This window comes from Streptomyces sp. cg35 (assembly GCF_050410835.1).
Classification (GTDB): domain Bacteria; phylum Actinomycetota; class Actinomycetes; order Streptomycetales; family Streptomycetaceae; genus Streptomyces.
The window spans coordinates 4,836,245-4,852,889 of sequence record NZ_CP191268.1 but is presented as its reverse complement, the minus strand read 5'-3'; the positions used below and the strand labels follow the sequence as shown (position 1 = coordinate 4,852,889).

Here is a 16,645-nt window from a genome sequence, read left to right as displayed (position 1 = left end):
AGCCACGTTAGGCGGGGCCGGCGCCGTGCGTCGCGGGGATTTCCGCCGTGGCTGCGCCGGTCCGGCGGCAGGGGGCGGGCAGGCGGTGGCCCACCGGCCGGCTCCGCCCGCACCCGCCCGGCCCGTCAGCCGTCCAGCAGGTCGTCGACCTGGGCCTCGCCGTCCCGGTAGCGGCGCGCGATCTCCGCGCTGCAGTCGTCCGCGGTGCGCTGCAAGTGCTGCCGGCGCCGCGAGACCTGCTGCTCGTAGCGGACGAGCCGGCCCATCGCCGCGTGCAGCTCGTCGTCGGTGCGGGCCGCGAGGTCGGACAGCTCGACCTCGGAGAGCATCTCGGCGGCCAGCCGCCGGAACTCCTCGCTGTGCGGCGTGCCGAGCGTGACGTGCCGGGCCGACGAGCGGTGCTGGGTCGGCTGGTCGCGCAGGATCTCCGAGAGCCGGTCCAGGACCGGTGACTCGGGGTCGCGGCGGCCGGCCAGCTCGGCCCGCAGGATGTCGATGCGGCCCTGCAGCAGCCGACGCACGTAACTGAGGTCCGCCTCGTCCTGCTGGGACTCACGGCGCACTCGGCGCAGCTCGGGCAGGCGCAGGCCCGGCAGATCGTGCTCCGGAACGGCCGGCAGCTCCGGGCTGTCGGTGCGCTGCACGGGCGGCCGGGCCATCGGGGCGGCCCGCCCGGTGTGGGCCGGGGAGACGGGCTCCCCGGGCAGGCCCGTACTCGGTGTGTGGCTCACTGCCTGAGCATCCATGGTTCGCTAACCGTCCCCTCGACCGGACTGACGCCGCACGCCACCGGCGCACCACGTGTGAGCATCGTGCCACTCCCGGTGCCCGCTCTGTGCGCGAGTACCCCATATCCGCCCCGGATGGGCGGTTCGGGAGCACGGCATGATGGCCGTATGCGTGCAGTAGTACAAAGAGTGGACGGCGCGAGCGTCGTCGTGGACAAAGAAGTGGTCGGCGAGATCAAGGGCGAGGGCCTGTGCGTCCTCGTCGGGGTCACGCACGAGGACACGAAGGAGAAGGCGGCCCAACTGGCCCGCAAACTCTGGTCGGTGCGGATGCTCGCCGACGAGAAGTCGTGCAGCGACATCGACGCGCCGCTGCTCGTGATCAGCCAGTTCACGCTCTACGGCGACGCGCGCAAGGGCCGCCGCCCCACCTGGAACGCGGCGGCGCCCGGTGACGTCGCCGAGCCGCTGGTCGACGAGGTCGTGGCGCAGCTGCGGGCGCTCGGCGCGACCGTGGCCACGGGCCGGTTCGGGGCGCAGATGCGGGTGTCCCTGACGAACGACGGCCCGTTCACGGTGCTGCTGGAGATGTAGCCCCGGAAGGAATCAGGGCTCTACGACGACCTCCTGCGCCGCCGCCGTGGTCTGTGCCATCAGCTCGGCGTCCACCGGCACGTTCCGCTTCACCAGCGCGAGCGCGATCGGGCCGAGCTCGTGGTGGCGCACGGACGTCGTCACGAAGCCGATCTTCCGGCCCTCGGGGCCGTCCGCCGCGAGCCGCACCTCGGCGCCCTGCGGGGGCAGGTGCACCTCGCTGCCGTCCAGGTGCAGGAAGACGAGCCGCCGCGGCGGCTTGCCCAGGTTCTGCACCCGGGCGACGGTCTCCTGCCCGCGGTAGCAGCCCTTCTGCAGGTGGACGGCCGAGCCGATCCAGCCCAGCTCGTGCGGGATGGTGCGGTGGTCGGTCTCGAAGCCGAGCCGCGGCCGGTGCTGCTCGACGCGCAGCGCCTCGTACGCGAGCAGCCCGACCGCCGGGCCGTGCTCCGTCACGTACGACTCCAGGTCACCGCGCGGCAGGAACAGGTCCCGCCCGTACGCGGTCTCGCGCACGGCCGCTCCGTCCGGCACCGGCGCGATGGATCCGGCGGGCAGGTGCACGACGGCGAACTCGCCGGTGACGTCGGCCACGTCGACCCGGTAGAAGAACTTCATCGACTCCAGGTACGCGAGGAGCGCCTCCTGCGTGCCCGGCTCGACGTGCGCCCACGTCGTCGTGCCGTCGTCGACGAGGTACAGGGCGTGCTCGATGTGGCCGTTGGCGGAGAGGATCAGCGCCTCGGTCGCCTGCCCCGGCGGCAGGTCGGTGACGTGCTGGGTCAGCAGCAGGTGCAGCCAGCTCAGCCGGTCGTCGCCGGTGACCGTGAGCACGCCGCGGTGCGAGAGGTCGACGACGCCCGCCCCGTCGGCGAGGGAGCGCTGCTCGCGGAACAGGTCGCCGTAGTGCGCGGCGACGCCTTCGTCCACGCCTTCACCGGGGACGGCACCGGGCAGGGTCAGCAGGGGGCTCTTCATGTTCACAGAGACTACGACGAGCGGGCGGACGCGCTTATTCCTGCGCGGCTGTTCCTGCCGGCTGTTCCTGACCCGCCGCACGGTCCTCGGCGCAGTTCTCGCAGCGGCCGAAGATCGCGAAGTGCTTGAGGTCGGTGTCGAAGCCGAACTGCGAGCGCAGCTTCGCGGTGAACTCCCCGGCCACGTCGACATCGGCCTCGATGACGTTCGTGCAGTCCCGGCACACCATGTGGATGTGGTGGTGCCGGTCGGCGAGGTGGTACGTGGGCGCCCCGTGCCCCAGGTGCGCATGGCTGACGAGCCCGAGCTCCTCCAGGAGCTCCAGGGTCCGGTACACCGTGGAAATGTTGATCCCCGACGCCGTCCTGCGCACTTCGCACAGGATGTCGTCGGGGGTCGCGTGCTCCAGGGCGTCCACGGCCTCGAGAACAAGCTGACGCTGGGGCGTCAGCCGGTAGCCGCGCCGCCGCAGATCACTCTTCCAGTCGGTTCCCTCGGTGCTCACCACACCGTCGAGTCTAGAACCACCCGGAGGGAGCGCGGCTTCGGCTACTTGAAGAAGGCGATGCCGTCGTCGGGCATGTCCGGGAGGTTGCGCGCCATCTCGGCGACCTCCTCCGGCGAGACGACCTTCTTGAGCTGGGCCGACATGTAGGGGCGCAGCGGGACCTCGGGGGTCTGCTTCTCGCCGACCCACATGAGGTCGCTCTTCACATAGCCGTAGAGGCGCTTGCCGCCGCTGTACGGGCCGGAGGCCGCGGTCCGGGCGACCGCGTCGGTGGCCAGGTCGATCTGCGGCTTCTTGTCGGCCAGCTCGCCGTACCAGACCTCGACGACGCCGTCGTCGCGGACCATGACGACCTCGACCTTGCGGTCCTTGCCGACCCGCCAGTAGCCGGCCTCGGACTCCAGCGGCTTGACCTTGTTGCCGTCGCTGTCGAGGACCCAGCTGTGCGAGTGGTACTCCAGGAAGTCCCGCCCGTCGTGGGTGAAGGAGACCTCCTGGCCGAAGTTGGCCTTCTCGGCGCCCGGGAAGTCGGTGACGCCGGCGCCCGCCCAGTTGCCCAGGAGGAACGCGAGCGGGACGAGATCGGGGTGCAGGTCGGACGGGATCTGGATCATGATCTGGGATTCCTAGAGGGAGGTCAGCGCTGGCCCTGGTACAGCTTCTTCACGGTCAGACCGGCGAAGGCGAGCACGCCGACGCAGACCAGGACAAGGAGGGCGGAGAAGAAGGCCTCAAGCACGGGTGCTCCTCGGTGAGCGGCACTAGCGGAGCTAGCGGAACGTATGCGGACACAGAGCCGGACCCCACTGTAGTCGCGTGGGGTCCGGCGCTCTCGGTGAGGTCAGCCGAGCAGCTGATTCTGCAGGACGACGGTCTGCTGGAAGGGGATCTTCGGGGCACCGCCCTTGCGGGACTGCACGACGAGGGCGAGCACGTCACCGGACTGGATGTAGGCCTGGCGGACCTGCTCCTCGCCGTAGGGGCGGGTCTCCTCGTAGAGGTTCAGCTTCGTGTACCGCACGAAGGTGCCGATGTCCCCGGTCCAGGAGAAGTCCTCCTCGGTGGTATCGGCGCCGATCACCGCGTCGGTGCTGCCCGTGGCGTTCGCGGTGTACTCGCGCGCGAAGGCGCCCGTGTTGAAGCGCAGCAGGTAGATGCGGGTGCGTGTGCCGTCGGGCATGGTCCAGCCACGGGCGGCGACATGCCGCAGGCCGCCGTCCTTCAGCGCCTGCGCGAGATCACCGCGGGCGTCCTTCTCGTAGGCCTTCAGGTACGTCGCCGTGGGCAGCCAGCCCTTCTTGCCGGCCAGCGCCTTGTCCTCGGTAGCGCCCGCGGGCGCGGGCAGGACCAGGTCGCGCAGGTCCGCGAAGTGCTCCTCGCGGGCGTTCCGGTCGGCGAAGGCGGCCGGGGCGCCCGAGGGCAGCGGCGGCTTCTCGATCACCGGGTAGTCCCAGCGGCCGTCGCTCTCGGTGGCCAGGCCCGGCAGATCGCCGCGGGTCTGCTGCGTGACGCCGTACGCGGCCCCCGCGCCGACCGCCGCGAACACGACGACGGCCGCGGTCCAGCGCAGGGCGGCACGCAGCACGCGGCGGTCCTTCTGCACCGGGGCCGGAGCCTGATCCGCATCCGGAGCCGGAGCCGGAGCCGGGATCAGGGCCTGCGGCGGTTCGGAGGTGAGCTGCGTCGTCGGCTCGGGCACCGACCGGGGCGGCTGTGGTGGCTGGGTCATACGAGCTCCCCCCGCGACGAGATGTGGTCGAGCTGCTGCGCCAGAAGCGTGGCGACCGCCTTGCTGTCGATCGACTTGGGGCCGTACGCGGTGGCGGTGACCAGGAGGTCGTCCTCGTACGCGCTGCACAGCAGCAGATCGAGTTTGGTGTCCTTGTCGCGGGGCGCCCGGAAGCAGTCCGCCGTGCGGTGACCCTTGATCTTCGGCCCCTTGGTGAAGCCGCCGAACGAGCGCAGGAACTCCGACCGGAACGACGTGAGGTCGCGGCCCGCCTGCCGGTTCTGCAGTTGGGCGAGCTGGATCTCGACGACGTAGTTCTCGTCGTAGTCGGCGTAGGGGCTGGTGTTGTCGGAGGCGTAGCTGCGCATCGCCAGGCCCTTGAGCTTCAGCTTGTCGATGGACCTGCGCTGGGCGTCGCGCTGGCGGGCGGGCAGGTCGTCCGCGCTCTTCTTGAAACGGGCCACGGCTTCCGGCCCGGTGATCGCCTTGTCGTTGCCGAACTCGTCGATGTCGGGTCCGGGGACGTAGCCCTCGGGCATCGGCAGCAGGCGCGCGATGAGGTCGCCCTTGGCGCCGGACTCACCGCCGGCCCGCTGCTTCTGCTGCTGCGGATCGCCCCACACCTTGGTGGAAACGGTGCGGTCGGCGTCGTTCACCTTCATCACGGTGAAGCCGGTGCCGCCCACGACGGCGAGCAGGACGGCGCAGGCGATCACGGCGGCGGGCCAGCGGCGCCCGCGGACCGGCGCGGAAGCGGGGTCCGGGGCGGGGGCAGGGGCCGGGAACTGGTCGCTCACAGGCGCTCCAACTGCCGCTCGGCGAGGTTCATCGCGGTCTTCTTCGGGATCGGCTTGGTGTCGTAGAACCAGATGTCCATGACGATGTCGCCGCGCGAGGCGAGCGCTCTGGCCCGGTACCAGGGCAGATAGCCGGGCTTGGTCTGCGGGCGGTCGAAGACGTAGACGCGGCCGTCGGTGCTGCCGGGGATCGGCTCACCGTCGTTGCCCGCCCATTCCCGCTCGCCCATGTAGCTCTGCTGGCTGCTGAGGAACTCGCGGGAGCCGAGCTGCTCCGCGTCGCGGAACTGGACGAGGTGGACCTCGGTCGCGGACCGGCCCTTCTCCCAGGCGATCAGGGCGGCCCGGCGGAAGGAGCCGTCGGACAGCTCGCTGAACATGTAGTCCGGCTCCTCGAAGTCGTTCGCGTAGCCGTACTGGTTGCGCCAGCCCTGCACGGAGTCCGACTTCTGGGTGCCCGCGGGCCGCGCGACGAGCAGTTTGCGCAGGTCGCCGTCGGTGCGGACGCGGTGGTCACCGGTGGCGGCGAACACCTGCCGCGCCGTGCCCCCGGCCTGCGTGACCTTCTTCTGGGCGAGCGGCGGCAGCGGGTCGGGCGCGCGGCCGGCCTGCACGACGAAGCCGGTGCACACTCCCGCGACGGCACCGAGCACGGCGGCGCAGGCGATCAGCAGGGTGGTCCGGCCGCGTCTGCGCGCCGGACGCGGTGCCTCGGGCACCGACTGCGGCTCCGCGGGCGGCGCCTCCGGCACCGTTTGCGGAGCTTGTACGTAATCCAACGGGTCCCCCCACGGAACTCGAGGCGCGGATTCCGTATCCGCGCGCACAGGAGACCCACAAGGACCCGTGCTGGTTGCACGGATGTTGATAACGAAAGCGCTTCGGGCGGTCCTACCGGCCGCGCCGCAGCCGCAGCAGTCGTGCGACCGCGTCCAGCCAGCGGGCCGCGTCCGCCTCGGCCACGGGCGTGGCCGAGGTCTGCGCCGCGCTCTCCAGCCAGGCGCGCAGGAGCGCGGACGCCTCCGGGGACGGCAGGGGTTCGGGCAGCGCGGCCGCGTACCCGAGGCCGCCCGCGCGGACGATCTTCGCGATGTACTCCACGGAACGCGGCCGCACACCGAGCCGCCCGAGGGTGACGGCGGCGGCGACCGCACCGTCGCCGAAGAGGGCGGTGCGGAAGGCGTCCTGGGTGAGCCCGTAGCGGAGCAGGGCGGACACGTCGGTGGCGGCGAGCACCTCGTCGTCGGTGCGCGGCGCGCGGTCGTCGGGCATGGTCGCTTCCGTTTCCGTTCCTGTTCCGTCCTGCTCTGTCCGGGGTCCGGGTCAGCGGACGGTGATCGTGTACTCGTAGTAGGCGGCTTCCTGGTCGGACGTGTCCGGGGCGGCGGTGGCCGTCGGCACCGGGCTCGCGCTCACGTCCGCGGCGCTGTGGCACCGGCCGTAGGGGCAGAACAGCAGCTTCACCGTGGTCCTGCCGGTCCCGGCCGCCTCGAAGTCGAAGAACTGGGCCCCGTCACCGCTGCCGATGAGGTCCTCGTCGCCGCCGTCCTCGTCCTCGCGTCTGCCCCGGTACGTGACGACGCCGCTGTCCGGGCGCGGGTCGGCCAGGTACCAGTTCTGGCCGAGGGCGGGGCTGGCCGGGACTTCCAGGGAGAACGTCTCGCCGCTGTCGACGGTGATGCTCCGCTCCCCCGGGCCGTGGGCGGCGGGCCCGGCGGAACCGCCGCACCCGGCGAGGGCGAGGAGGGCCGCGGCCACGGCGGGCGTCGCGCGTACTGCGTTTGTCATCTGCACGATCGGTCTCAGTCCTGCTCAGTCCTGCTGGATGTAGACGCGGTTCACGTCGCCCTTGTTGGCCTTGGAGTAGCGGTCGTCGGTAGCCGCCTCCAGATCACCGTTGACGAAGTCGTCCTCGCTGATCCAGGTGGTGGTGCCCCACGGGTTGTAGACCTGGAGCATGCCGTCCTCCTGCCCGATGATCATCAGGCTGTGACCGTGGCGGTTGCCGTCGGAGTCCTCACGCGTGATGTTGATCGGCACGGGCTTGCCGTCGGCGACGGACCTCTCGATGTCGGGGAGCAGGTCGCGGCGGTCGTCGGCGCTGCCCGTCTCCTGGGTGTCGTACGTGTCGCCGGTGCGCGGGCCGAGCTCCTTGTCGGAGATCTCCTCCTGCCCGTCGGCGTCCATGCCGGCCGGATGGCGGTCCCACCACCAGCCCGAGTAGTCGCCGTCGCCCTCGTCGTTCATCCGGAACTGCTCGTCGTGCAGGCGCTCGCGGAAGCGGTCGGGGTCGTCGTCCGTGCCGTCGGGGCCGCCGGTGAGCTCCAGGGCGTACACCGGGTCGACGAGGGCGCGGGCGGTGACCGTCGAGGACGGGACGCAGGTCTCGTCGTCCTGCGACCAGTGCTCGTCGCCGTACTTCTGGTCCTCCTGGCCGGAGTCGGAGGTGGTGGCGATCGGCGTCAGGTGCGACTGGAGCCAGGCCGGGTCCTTGCCGTGGATCTTCCCACCGAAGTCCTCGACCTCGTCGACGCCGTACCCGGCCGCGAGGGCCTTCATCAGGTACGCCTTCTCCTGCGGCGACGTGGCGTCCGCCAACAGCCGCTCCATGCGCGCCCGTTCGGCCGGTGACATGTTCTCCATGGCGCGGCCGGAGCGTTCGAGGTCGTTGGCGGTGAGGATCTCGTTCAGCTCGGGGTCGCCGGTGGCGTTGCTCGTGTCGGCGAGGACCAGGCGGTCGGCGGCGGACAGCTCGTCGGTGGCCATGTGCCCCGCCCGCGCCTCGGCCGCGTACTTGTCGAGGTCACGGGCCGCCTTGCGGGCGGCGTCGTCGGCCTTGGCGGCGGCCGCCTGCAGGTCCTCGACGCCCTCGGTGGCCAGTGCGCGGGCCCGCTTGCGCGCCGACTCCTCGCCGTCGTCCTCGTGCAGGTCGTCGAACCAGCCGTCCTTGTCGCCGAGCATGCCGCGCGCCCGGTGCAGCTTGCCGCGGCCCTGGGCGTCGCGCTTCTGGGCGACGGTCAGCGCGTCGGAGAGCGTGCTCAGGGCGCGGCCGCCGGCCCGGAACGCCTCGATCATCTGCTGGGCGTCGCGCGCGGCGGCGGTCACCACCTGGGCGGCGGTCACGCTCGTGTCGCCGAGCCACACCTGCGGCAGGCCCTTGCGGGCGACGGCGTCGATCCGGTCGTGCGCCTTGTCGGCCTCGTCGGTCTGCCCGCTGTACCGGCGGCCGAGCGCGTCGAGAACGGCCGGGTCGCCGACCGGCGCGAGCACGCCGAGCGCGTCGTCGACGGCGTCGATCAGATCGTTCTTGCTGTCCGCGGAGGAGACCTTGGAGTGCAGCTCCGCGAGGCGGCTGCGCCGGTCGGTGGTGGATTCCGTCGTCATGCGTGCGGCCCGCCCCGTCAGTAGTCGCTCAGCGCGGAGGGCCGCGCGGCGTGGGCCGGCTGCGTGGAGAGGCGGCTGTCCCCGGCGGGCACGGCCCGCGCCTTGTCCCGTACGTCGATGTCGGAGCCCCGGTACGCACGGCTGGACAGCCGCACCTTGTCGGCCAGTTCGTGCAGCGCCGCCTCCAGGACCTCGGTCTCGGCCTGCCAGGCCGCGGCGAACGCGTTGAAGGCGGGCCCCGAGTCGGCCCCGCCGAGGGTGTCCTGCGGGTAGCACATCGTGCTCTCGACGGCCCGGCCTATCGCGCCGACGTCGTCACCCGCCCCGTCCAACTCCTTGGCCTGCCCGGCCATTGCGCCGTGCTGAACCTGATAGCCCTCCGCAGAGGTCACCGGCCCTCCCCCGTGTCCGTGCCTCAACAGCCGTGCGGCGACGCGCTGTTACCGCATGTCGCTGACGTCCCGGAAGCTAGCACAGGCGTACGCACCCGCCCCTCGGACAGCACAGAGCCCACACATCAGCGGCCCGCTCAGGGGCCCCGCCGCTTCTTCCCGTCCAGCTCGTCCCACCACTCGTCGGACTTCTGGTCGCCGGAGGGGTCGTCCCACCAGCGGTCCTCGGGGCCGCGCCGGTTCGCGACGACGGCGGCGACAGGCGGGATGACCATGGCGACGACGCACATGGCGACGGCGGCGGGCACGGACCAGAGCCGTACGACGCCCCACGCCAGGACGAAGAGGGCGATGCAGACGCCCATCATGGCGAAGTAGACGTGCTTTCGCCGCGCGTACATGTCTCCAGCGTAAGCCCGTGAGAAGGGCTCACGGCAAGCCGAAGGACCGCACCCCGTACCAGTGGCGTCCAACCCCCGGGGGTGCGGCCCTTCAGCCGTTCGGTGCGCGTCGCGGCGCCGCCGTCACACGGCGATCGCGACCTCCGCGAGCCCGCCTGTCTGGGCGACGACCGTACGGTCCGCCGTGCCGCCCGGCACCAGCGCACGCAGCGTCCACGTGCCCTCGGCCGCGTAGAAACGGAACTGGCCCGTGGCCGAGGTCGGGACCTCGGCGGTGAACTCGCCGGTCGAGTCCAGCAGACGGACGTAGCCCGTCACCGGCTCGCCGTCGCGGGTCACCTGACCCTGGATCGTGGTCTCACCGGGCTTGATCGTCGAGGCGTCGGGGCCGCCGGCCTTCGCTCCACACATACGTAACTCCTAGGAAGGAAAGGTCAGTTGACCTTGAAGACTGGACTCTTGGCTTACTTGTTGGCGCCGAGCTCGATCGGCACGCCGACGAGGGAGCCGTACTCGGTCCACGAACCGTCGTAGTTCTTGACGTTCTCGACACCGAGCAGCTCGTGCAGCACGAACCAGGTCAGCGCGGAACGCTCACCGATGCGGCAGTACGCGATGGAGTCCTTGGCCAGGTCGACCTGCTCCTCGGCGTACAGCGCCTTGAGGTCGTCGTCCGACTTGAAGGTGCCGTCGTCGTTGGCGTTCTTCGACCACGGGATGTTGCGCGCGGACGGGACGTGGCCCGGGCGCTGCGACTGCTCCTGCGGGAGGTGGGCCGGGGCGAGCAGCTTGCCGGAGAACTCGTCGGGCGAGCGCACGTCGACCAGGTTCTGCGAGCCGATCGCGTTCACGACGTCGTCGCGGAAGGCGCGGATCGAGGTGTCCTGGGCCTTGGCCTTGTACTGCGTGGCCGGGCGGCTGGGGACCTGCGAGCCGTCGACCAGGTCGCGGGAGTCGAGCTCCCACTTCTTGCGGCCGCCGTCGAGGAGCTTGACGTCGCTGTGGCCGTAGAGCTTGAAGTACCAGTAGGCGTAGGAAGCGAACCAGTTGTTGTTGCCGCCGTAGAGGACGACGGTCGTGTCGTTGCCGATGCCCTTCTTCGACAGCAGCTCCTCGAAGCCGGCCTGGTCGATGAAGTCACGGCGGACCGGGTCCTGGAGGTCCTTGGTCCAGTCGATGCGGATCGCGTTCTTGATGTGGTTCTTGTCGTACGCCGACGTGTCCTCGTCGACCTCGACGATCGCCACGTTCTCGTTGTCGAGGTTGGCCTCGACCCAGTCGGCGTCTACCAGGACGTCACTGCGGCTCATGCTGTCTTCCTCCGGGGCAGTTGCGGCGGTTGCGGCAGGCATGCGGGATGCCATGAGGGGTGCGCGGGTCTGGCGCGCGGGTGACCCCGAGTGGCCTCGAGGGGTCGGCGGAAAGCGGGAGTCGCCTCGCGGCGGAGACCGTCCCGCTCAGACGGTGCGACAGAGCATGGCGGCGACGCGGCACAGGTCTACTGCCCGCCGCTTCGTGAGATCCGCCTGTCGCTTCATGCGTCCGATCGTAAGGACGCATCGGCGGCCGTGTCACCGGCATGTCGAATACTGAGACGCAATCATCCGGATTATGAGAATGATCGCGCCCCGGAGCCGCTCCCGCCGGGCCCCGGGGCCGCCGCGGCTCCGCCGATCTCTGCTGTGCGGACAGTGCCGTCTCGCAGTGCGGACGGGCCGTCCTCCGAGTCCCTACCCGACGAGGTCGAGGTTCGAACCCTTCACCGTGATCTCGACGCCGTCCTTGACGGCCTGGACGTTGTCCAGCTCGATGCCCGCGGGCAGGTTGTCGATCGCCTGCTGGAAGTCGGTGACGGCGCGGATCCGGCCCTCCGCCAGTTCGAGGGCGCCGGTCTTGGGCAGGCTGTCGGCGCGGGCCGAGACCTTGCCGTCGGTGACCTTGATCGAGCTGATGACGGTCGGGTGCAGCGTGAGCACCGGCGTCTTCACGGTGACCGCCACCTTGACCTTGTCGCCGCCGCCGTAGGAGAGGCCGTCGATCTCGGCGGTGACGCCCGGCGCGACCTGGGCCGCCTCCTGCTTCTTCACGGCCTTCAGAAGCTCGTCGTAGGAGATCCGGGCGGTGCCGGTGGCCGACTCGGCGGTGGCGGAGCTGTAGCTGCTGTCGAACTTCACGCCGCGCATCTCGGCGTCCAGGTCGGCGATGCGGATGCTGTCGCCGCCGCTCTTCGCGTCGTAGTCCTTGATGCCGATCTCGACGTCGTCCAGGGTGCCGTCGGCGACCTGAGTCAGGAACGGGAAGCCCTTGATGGACACGTCGGGCGTACTGGCCAGGCCCTCGCTGGTGCGCAGCTTGTCGGCGGCCTTGTCCTCGGCGAAGTTGACCGCGACCCGGTCGGCGATCACGAACAGGCCGCCCACGATGACGACGAAGATCAGCAGTATTCGCAGTGCGCGCATGGCGTCGAGGCTCCCCCACGTCCGTTGTCCCCCGGCGCCCTGTGTCCCCCCCGCCGGAGATGATTCGCTGCGGCGAGCGTACGTGGCCGCGTCCGCGGAGGGCGGGGACGGGCGGGGTTGTTCCCAAGTTGTCGATCAGTGCGGCGCCGTCGTGGCTGCTCGCGCAGTTCCCCGCGCCCCTGAGAGGCGCACCGCGCGACCAGCCCCCACGCACCCGCAGCCGAACAGGAACAGGCCCGGGTCAGCCCAGGGCCCGGCCCAGCAGATAGACAGCCGGTGCCGCCGCGGCGAGCGGAAGCGCGACGCCCGCCGTCATGTGCACGAACCGCGACGGATAGTCGTACGACGCGACCCGGTGCCCGATCAGCGCGCAGACACCCGCCCCGAGACCGAGCAGCGCCCCGCCCGGACCGAGATCCGTGAGGCCGCCGAAGGCGATGCCCGCCCCGGCGGCCGCGAGCAGCGCGACCACGACGGACGCGGGGGTCGGCAGCGGCAGCGCGCGGGCCAGGACCGCGACGGCCACGGCGGCCGCGCCGACGGTGACCGCGTCCGGCTCGGCCGCCAGATGGCCGGTCGCCACGATGGCCAGCGCGGCCGAGGTGACGGTCGCCATCAGCCCGTACATCCGCTCGTCCGGGTCGGCGTGCGAACGCAGCTGGAGGACGAGGGTGAGCAGGACCCAGACGCCGAGCGTGCCCAGGATCGCGGCGGGCCCGTGCTCGCGGCCGGCCGCGAGCAGGGCGATGTCGGCGACGACGCCGCCGAGGAAGGCGAGCGCGATGCCCTGCCGGGCGGGCCACATGCCGTTGAGCCGGAACCAGCCCGCGGCCGTGACCGCCTGCAGGAGCAGCAGCGGGACCAGCAGCCCGTACGGGCCGATGGCGGCGCCGCCCGCGAGCAGCAGGCCGAGCGCGGCGGTGAGCGCGGCCGGCTGGATGCCCGGCTCGATGATCGGGGAGCGGCCCTCGGCGCGGGCGCGCTGGGCGTCGGTGACACGGGAGTTGCCGGTGGTGGTGGCCGGACCGTACGAGGGGCCGTCGGAGCCCGCTGCGCCCTCGGAGCCCGCGGCCTCGGCCGTCACCGGCCGGGGCGCCGGTTCCGGGGCGGGCGTCGTGTCGTACGCCGCCCACTCCTGCTGCTGGGGCGGCAGCGGCCGGCCCTCGGAGCCGTGCTCGTACTCATGGCTCTGCGGCGGCAGATACGGCTGCGGCGCGGGCTGCACCTGCGTGTCCCACGTCTGCGCCTGCCACTGCTGCGTCAGCGGGGCCTCGTCGTACTGCTGTTGCTGCCCGTACTGCTGCTGTCCGTACTGCTGCTGTTGCCCGTACTGCTGCCGGCCGTAGGCGTCCTGGCCCTGGCCCTGCTGCCCGTACGGCTGTCCGTACTGGTCGTACTGGTCGTACGAGGGCTGCTGCGGATACTGCTGGTCGTTGCTCATCGGGGTCACCCTCCTGCGAACGGCGGGAGCACCTCGACCGTGCCGCCCTCGGCAAGCCGTACCGTCTCATGACCGCGGGTGCCCACGGGGTTCCCGTCGATCAGGAACGAGGAACGCTGCAGCACCCGCACCAGGTCCCCCGGGTGCCGGGTGCGGGCCGCCGCGAGGGCCGCGGCCAGGGTGTCGGCGTCGTACGGTTCCTCCGCGACGCCGGCGGCCGCCTTGGCCGCCGCCCAGTAGCGGATCGTGCCGTTGGCCATGGTGCGGCTCCTCTCTGAGATCCGGTCGGCGTCCTATTGTGCGGCACCCGCCGCCGCGGCCCACGTCCCGATCCGGTCCAGCAGCGCGTCGCTCGCCGCGTGCTCCGCGTGCCCCATGCCGGGCTCCAGCCACAACTCGGCGCCGGCACCGCCCTGTGAACGGGCCGCTTCGGCCAGCATCCGGGGATGGTCGACGGGAAAGTACGGGTCCCGGTCGCCGTGCACCACGAGCAGCGGCGTCGGCGCGATCAGCGGGACCGACTCGACCGGCGACAGCGGGACCGGGTCCCAGTCGTACGGGTGGATGCGCGTGCGCAGCCCGAGCCGGCCGACCATCCGGCCCGTCGGCCGGGTCACCACCCAGTGCAGCCGCCGCATCGGGGCCGTCCCGCGGTAGAACCACCGCGCCGGAGCACTGACGGCGACGACGGCGTCCGTGCGCGCTTCCGTGCGCCCCCTGTGCGACGCCGCGTGCCGCAGCACCACGGAACCACCCATCGAAAATCCGACCGTCACCACGCGCGCGTGCCCGAGCGAACGCGCCCACTCCACGGCCGCCGCGAGATCGAGCACCTCCCGGTCGCCGACCGTCGAGCGTCCGCCGGACCGTCCGTGCCCCCGGAAGGAGAACGTGACCACCGCCGCATGCTGGGCGAACACCGCTGCCGCGCGCCGCACGTGGGGCCGCTCCAGATCGCCGGTGAAGCCGTGCGCGAGCACGATCGCCACGTTGCCGCCGGGCGTCCGGCCCGGGTCGTACGCCGCGTCGATCGCGACCCCGTCCTGTGCCCGCAGCGTCGCGCGCAGTGTTCGTTCAGTGATCGGCCGCACAGAAGATCCGCTCTCTTCACCTGCCGGATCCCAACTCATGTGGGCTATTCTGCTGGGCAGAGGACTCGGGCAATGCAGCCCCCGGGTCCTTTTGTGCTTTCAAGAGCGTTGTATACGAAGGCACCAGGGCCCAGGGCGCGGGCCCGCACAACGCAACAACCGCAGTACGAAGCAGTGCCGCAAACGTCCTCGCAGGGACCGAGGAGGAACCAGACGTTATGGGCGAGCGAAACGTGCACGAACGTATGACGACCCTGGCAGGTGGGGCGCGATGAGTTCTCTGCTGCTCCTGACCAATGCCCTTCAGCCGTCGACGGAGGTGCTCCCCGCCCTCGGCCTGCTCCTGCACAACGTGCGGGTGGCCCCCGCGGAGGGCCCGGCCCTCGTCGACACCCCGGGCGCCGATGTCATCCTCATCGACGGCCGCCGCGACCTCCCGCAGGTCCGCAGCCTCTGTCAGCTGCTCCGCTCCACCGGGCCCGGCTGTCCGCTGGTGCTCGTCGTGACCGAGGGCGGCCTCGCCGCCGTCACCGCCGACTGGGGCATCGACGACGTCCTCCTCGACACGGCCGGACCGGCCGAGGTCGAGGCCCGGCTGCGGCTCGCGATGGGCCGCCAGCAGATCGTCGCCGACGACTCCCCCATGGAGATCCGCAACGGCGACCTGTCGGTCGACGAGGCGACGTACAGCGCGAAGCTCAAGGGCCGGGTCCTCGACCTGACCTTCAAGGAGTTCGAACTCCTCAAGTACCTGGCACAGCACCCGGGCCGCGTCTTCACCCGCGCCCAGCTGCTCCAGGAGGTCTGGGGCTACGACTACTTCGGCGGCACCCGGACCGTGGACGTGCACGTCCGACGGCTGCGCGCCAAGCTCGGCCCCGAGCACGAGTCGCTCATCGGCACCGTGCGCAACGTCGGCTACCGCTTCGTCACCCCGGAGAAGCCGGAGAAGAGCGCCGAGAAGAGCGCCCGGCCGGGCGATAAGGCACCGCAGTCCGACACCAAGGCGGACGAAGCGGACACCCCCGCGCCGGTGCGTGCGGAGGCGGTCACGGCGGAGCCCTAGGAAGGGCCTTTACGCCCTGCCCACAAGCAGGTCCATCCGCGTAGACTCCGCGCGTGGCCAAGGTGACTCGGGACGACGTTGCGCGACTGGCGGGTACTTCTACCGCCGTCGTGTCCTACGTGATCAACAACGGACCCCGGCCGGTCGCCCCGGCCACGCGCGAGCGCGTTCTCGCCGCGATCAAGGAGCTGGGGTACCGGCCCGACCGTGTCGCCCAGGCGATGGCCTCGCGCCGCACGGACCTCATAGGAATGATCGTCCCGGACTCGCGCCAGCCGTTCTTCGCGGAGATGGCGCACGCCGTGGAACAGGCCGCGTCCGAGCGCGGGAAGATGGTCCTCGTCGGCAACTCCGACTACGTGAGCGACCGCGAGGTCCACTATCTGCGCGCGTTCCTCGGCATGCGGGTCTCCGGTCTGATCCTGGTCAGTCACGGGCTCAACGACCTGGCGGCGACCGAGATCGAGGCCTGGGACGCGCGCGTCGTGCTGCTGCACGAGCGGCCCGAGGCGATCGACGACGTCGCGGTGGTGACGGACGACCTCGGCGGCGCCCAGCTCGCCACCCGGCACCTGCTGGAGCACGGCTACGCGTACGTCGCCTGCCTCGGCGGCACCGCCGACACCCCGTCCGTCGGCGACCCGGTCTCCGACCACGTCGAGGGCTGGCGCCGCGCGATGCAGGAAGCGGGCCGCGACACCGAGGGCCGGCTGTTCGAGGCGCCCTACAACCGCTACGACGCGTACAAGGTGGCGCTCGACCTGCTGGCCGGGCCGCACCGGCCGCCCGCGATCTTCTGCTCCACCGACGACCAGGCCATCGGTGTGCTGCGGGCCGCGCGCGAGCTGCGCATCGACGTGCCGGGCGAGCTGGCCGTGGCCGGGTTCGACGACGTGAAGGAGGCGGGTCTCACCGATCCGCCGCTGACCACCGTCGCCTCGGACCGCTCGGCGATGGCGCGGGCCGCGGTCGACCTGGTGCTCGACGACTCGCTGCGGGTCGCGGGGTCGCGGCGCGAGCGGATGAAGCTGTTCCCGTCCCGGCTGGTCGTCCGCCAGTCCTGCGGCTGCGCGTGAG

The 16,645-nt window shown here is 71.5% G+C and carries 22 protein-coding genes; 3 read left to right on the top strand and 19 right to left on the bottom strand.

What is annotated here, in order from left to right:
* Positions 1-125 precede the first annotated feature (125 nt).
* Positions 126-746 (bottom strand): ABC transporter substrate-binding protein, encoded by a 621-nt coding sequence (locus tag ACQUQD_RS22075; protein ID WP_428953847.1) that lies wholly within the window; start codon positions 744-746, stop codon positions 126-128.
* A 150-nt stretch (positions 747-896) separates the two neighbouring features.
* Between ACQUQD_RS22075 and dtd the strand changes: the two genes are divergently transcribed.
* Positions 897-1,322 carry a D-aminoacyl-tRNA deacylase gene (gene dtd / locus ACQUQD_RS22070; RefSeq protein WP_428953846.1) on the top strand — a complete coding sequence of 142 codons (426 nt, stop codon included), beginning with the start codon at positions 897-899 and terminating at the stop codon, positions 1,320-1,322.
* Positions 1,323-1,334: 12 nt separating this feature from the next.
* Here the strand turns inward: dtd and ACQUQD_RS22065 are convergent, their stop codons facing one another.
* The 18 genes from ACQUQD_RS22065 to ACQUQD_RS21980 all read right to left on the bottom strand — a co-directional run bounded on the left by ACQUQD_RS22065 (position 1,335) and on the right by ACQUQD_RS21980 (position 14,541).
* Entirely contained in the window at positions 1,335-2,300 is a 966-nt protein-coding gene (locus ACQUQD_RS22065) for a YgfZ/GcvT domain-containing protein (RefSeq protein WP_428953845.1), read from the bottom strand.
* 34 nt (positions 2,301-2,334) lie between these two features.
* Positions 2,335-2,808 carry a Fur family transcriptional regulator gene (locus tag ACQUQD_RS22060; protein ID WP_428953844.1) on the bottom strand — a complete coding sequence of 158 codons (474 nt, stop codon included), beginning with the start codon at positions 2,806-2,808 and terminating at the stop codon, positions 2,335-2,337.
* Positions 2,809-2,849: 41 nt separating this feature from the next.
* The gene (locus ACQUQD_RS22055) at positions 2,850-3,422 is read right to left on the bottom strand and encodes an FABP family protein (RefSeq protein WP_428953843.1); all 573 of its coding nucleotides are present in this window, start codon (positions 3,420-3,422) and stop codon (positions 2,850-2,852) included.
* A gap of 227 nt (positions 3,423-3,649) precedes the next feature.
* Positions 3,650-4,537, bottom strand: a complete 888-nt coding sequence (locus tag ACQUQD_RS22050) for a hypothetical protein (RefSeq protein ID WP_428953842.1) — start codon at positions 4,535-4,537, stop codon at positions 3,650-3,652.
* Positions 4,534-5,334 (bottom strand): hypothetical protein, encoded by an 801-nt coding sequence (locus ACQUQD_RS22045; RefSeq protein WP_428953841.1) that lies wholly within the window; start codon positions 5,332-5,334, stop codon positions 4,534-4,536. Before ACQUQD_RS22045 ends, ACQUQD_RS22050 begins: the two co-directional genes overlap by 4 nt.
* A complete protein-coding gene (locus ACQUQD_RS22040; protein ID WP_428953840.1) occupies positions 5,331-6,053 on the bottom strand; it encodes a hypothetical protein in 723 nt (240 codons plus the stop codon). Before ACQUQD_RS22040 ends, ACQUQD_RS22045 begins: the two co-directional genes overlap by 4 nt.
* 172 nt (positions 6,054-6,225) lie before the next feature.
* Positions 6,226-6,606 carry a hypothetical protein gene (locus tag ACQUQD_RS22035; RefSeq protein ID WP_428953839.1) on the bottom strand — a complete coding sequence of 127 codons (381 nt, stop codon included), beginning with the start codon at positions 6,604-6,606 and terminating at the stop codon, positions 6,226-6,228.
* A 51-nt stretch (positions 6,607-6,657) separates the two neighbouring features.
* Entirely contained in the window at positions 6,658-7,122 is a 465-nt protein-coding gene (locus ACQUQD_RS22030) for a protease inhibitor I42 family protein (protein ID WP_428953838.1), read from the bottom strand.
* Between the two features lie 24 nt (positions 7,123-7,146).
* Positions 7,147-8,718 carry a peptidoglycan-binding protein gene (locus tag ACQUQD_RS22025; protein ID WP_428953837.1) on the bottom strand — a complete coding sequence of 524 codons (1,572 nt, stop codon included), beginning with the start codon at positions 8,716-8,718 and terminating at the stop codon, positions 7,147-7,149.
* A 17-nt stretch (positions 8,719-8,735) separates the two neighbouring features.
* A complete protein-coding gene (locus ACQUQD_RS22020) occupies positions 8,736-9,110 on the bottom strand; it encodes a type VII secretion target (protein ID WP_428953836.1) in 375 nt (124 codons plus the stop codon).
* Between the two features lie 137 nt (positions 9,111-9,247).
* On the bottom strand, positions 9,248-9,511 hold the full coding sequence (locus ACQUQD_RS22015; protein WP_428953835.1) for a DUF3099 domain-containing protein: 264 nt from the start codon (positions 9,509-9,511) through the stop codon (positions 9,248-9,250).
* Positions 9,512-9,634: 123 nt separating this feature from the next.
* Positions 9,635-9,922, bottom strand: a complete 288-nt coding sequence (locus ACQUQD_RS22010; protein ID WP_127832476.1) for a DUF1416 domain-containing protein — start codon at positions 9,920-9,922, stop codon at positions 9,635-9,637.
* A 53-nt stretch (positions 9,923-9,975) separates the two neighbouring features.
* Positions 9,976-10,821 (bottom strand): sulfurtransferase, encoded by an 846-nt coding sequence (locus tag ACQUQD_RS22005; protein WP_428953834.1) that lies wholly within the window; start codon positions 10,819-10,821, stop codon positions 9,976-9,978.
* Between the two features lie 147 nt (positions 10,822-10,968).
* Complete coding sequence (locus ACQUQD_RS22000) at positions 10,969-11,049, bottom strand: putative leader peptide (protein WP_350203226.1); 81 nt, start codon at positions 11,047-11,049, stop codon at positions 10,969-10,971.
* A gap of 192 nt (positions 11,050-11,241) precedes the next feature.
* Complete coding sequence (locus tag ACQUQD_RS21995; protein ID WP_428953833.1) at positions 11,242-11,970, bottom strand: LmeA family phospholipid-binding protein; 729 nt, start codon at positions 11,968-11,970, stop codon at positions 11,242-11,244.
* Positions 11,971-12,211: 241 nt separating this feature from the next.
* Complete coding sequence (locus tag ACQUQD_RS21990; protein ID WP_428953832.1) at positions 12,212-13,411, bottom strand: hypothetical protein; 1,200 nt, start codon at positions 13,409-13,411, stop codon at positions 12,212-12,214.
* Positions 13,412-13,416: 5 nt separating this feature from the next.
* Positions 13,417-13,671 (bottom strand): MoaD/ThiS family protein, encoded by a 255-nt coding sequence (locus ACQUQD_RS21985; RefSeq protein ID WP_428953831.1) that lies wholly within the window; start codon positions 13,669-13,671, stop codon positions 13,417-13,419.
* 33 nt (positions 13,672-13,704) lie between these two features.
* Positions 13,705-14,541, bottom strand: coding sequence for an alpha/beta hydrolase (locus tag ACQUQD_RS21980; RefSeq protein ID WP_428953830.1), 837 nt, complete (start codon positions 14,539-14,541; stop codon positions 13,705-13,707).
* A gap of 232 nt (positions 14,542-14,773) precedes the next feature.
* Here ACQUQD_RS21980 and ACQUQD_RS21975 point away from each other — a divergent pair, with 232 nt between their 5' ends.
* Together ACQUQD_RS21975 and ACQUQD_RS21970 are read left to right on the top strand one after the other, a co-directional pair.
* The gene (locus ACQUQD_RS21975) at positions 14,774-15,568 is read left to right on the top strand and encodes a winged helix-turn-helix transcriptional regulator (protein WP_428953829.1); all 795 of its coding nucleotides are present in this window, start codon (positions 14,774-14,776) and stop codon (positions 15,566-15,568) included.
* A 53-nt stretch (positions 15,569-15,621) separates the two neighbouring features.
* Positions 15,622-16,644 (top strand): LacI family DNA-binding transcriptional regulator, encoded by a 1,023-nt coding sequence (locus tag ACQUQD_RS21970; RefSeq protein WP_428953828.1) that lies wholly within the window; start codon positions 15,622-15,624, stop codon positions 16,642-16,644.
* Position 16,645 lies beyond the last annotated feature (1 nt).

Excerpts from the sequence above, each read along its gene's own strand:
- ACQUQD_RS22075 (WP_428953847.1), bottom strand. The coding sequence starts at position 746 with ATGGATGCTCAGGCAGTGAGCCACACACCGAGTACGGGCCTGCCCGGG.
- dtd (WP_428953846.1), top strand. The coding sequence starts at position 897 with ATGCGTGCAGTAGTACAAAGAGTGGACGGCGCGAGCGTCGTCGTGGAC.
- ACQUQD_RS22065 (WP_428953845.1), bottom strand. The coding sequence starts at position 2,300 with ATGAAGAGCCCCCTGCTGACCCTGCCCGGTGCCGTCCCCGGTGAAGGC.
- ACQUQD_RS22055 (WP_428953843.1), bottom strand. The coding sequence starts at position 3,422 with ATGATCCAGATCCCGTCCGACCTGCACCCCGATCTCGTCCCGCTCGCG.
- ACQUQD_RS22050 (WP_428953842.1), bottom strand. The coding sequence starts at position 4,537 with ATGACCCAGCCACCACAGCCGCCCCGGTCGGTGCCCGAGCCGACGACG.
- ACQUQD_RS22035 (WP_428953839.1), bottom strand. The coding sequence starts at position 6,606 with ATGCCCGACGACCGCGCGCCGCGCACCGACGACGAGGTGCTCGCCGCC.
- ACQUQD_RS22030 (WP_428953838.1), bottom strand. The coding sequence starts at position 7,122 with ATGACAAACGCAGTACGCGCGACGCCCGCCGTGGCCGCGGCCCTCCTC.
- ACQUQD_RS22025 (WP_428953837.1), bottom strand. The coding sequence starts at position 8,718 with ATGACGACGGAATCCACCACCGACCGGCGCAGCCGCCTCGCGGAGCTG.
- ACQUQD_RS22015 (WP_428953835.1), bottom strand. The coding sequence starts at position 9,511 with ATGTACGCGCGGCGAAAGCACGTCTACTTCGCCATGATGGGCGTCTGC.
- ACQUQD_RS22010 (WP_127832476.1), bottom strand. The coding sequence starts at position 9,922 with ATGTGTGGAGCGAAGGCCGGCGGCCCCGACGCCTCGACGATCAAGCCC.
- ACQUQD_RS22005 (WP_428953834.1), bottom strand. The coding sequence starts at position 10,821 with ATGAGCCGCAGTGACGTCCTGGTAGACGCCGACTGGGTCGAGGCCAAC.
- ACQUQD_RS22000 (WP_350203226.1), bottom strand. The coding sequence starts at position 11,049 with ATGAAGCGACAGGCGGATCTCACGAAGCGGCGGGCAGTAGACCTGTGC.
- ACQUQD_RS21995 (WP_428953833.1), bottom strand. The coding sequence starts at position 11,970 with ATGCGCGCACTGCGAATACTGCTGATCTTCGTCGTCATCGTGGGCGGC.
- ACQUQD_RS21990 (WP_428953832.1), bottom strand. The coding sequence starts at position 13,411 with ATGAGCAACGACCAGCAGTATCCGCAGCAGCCCTCGTACGACCAGTAC.
- ACQUQD_RS21985 (WP_428953831.1), bottom strand. The coding sequence starts at position 13,671 with ATGGCCAACGGCACGATCCGCTACTGGGCGGCGGCCAAGGCGGCCGCC.
- ACQUQD_RS21980 (WP_428953830.1), bottom strand. The coding sequence starts at position 14,541 with ATGAGTTGGGATCCGGCAGGTGAAGAGAGCGGATCTTCTGTGCGGCCG.
- ACQUQD_RS21975 (WP_428953829.1), top strand. The coding sequence starts at position 14,774 with ATGAGTTCTCTGCTGCTCCTGACCAATGCCCTTCAGCCGTCGACGGAG.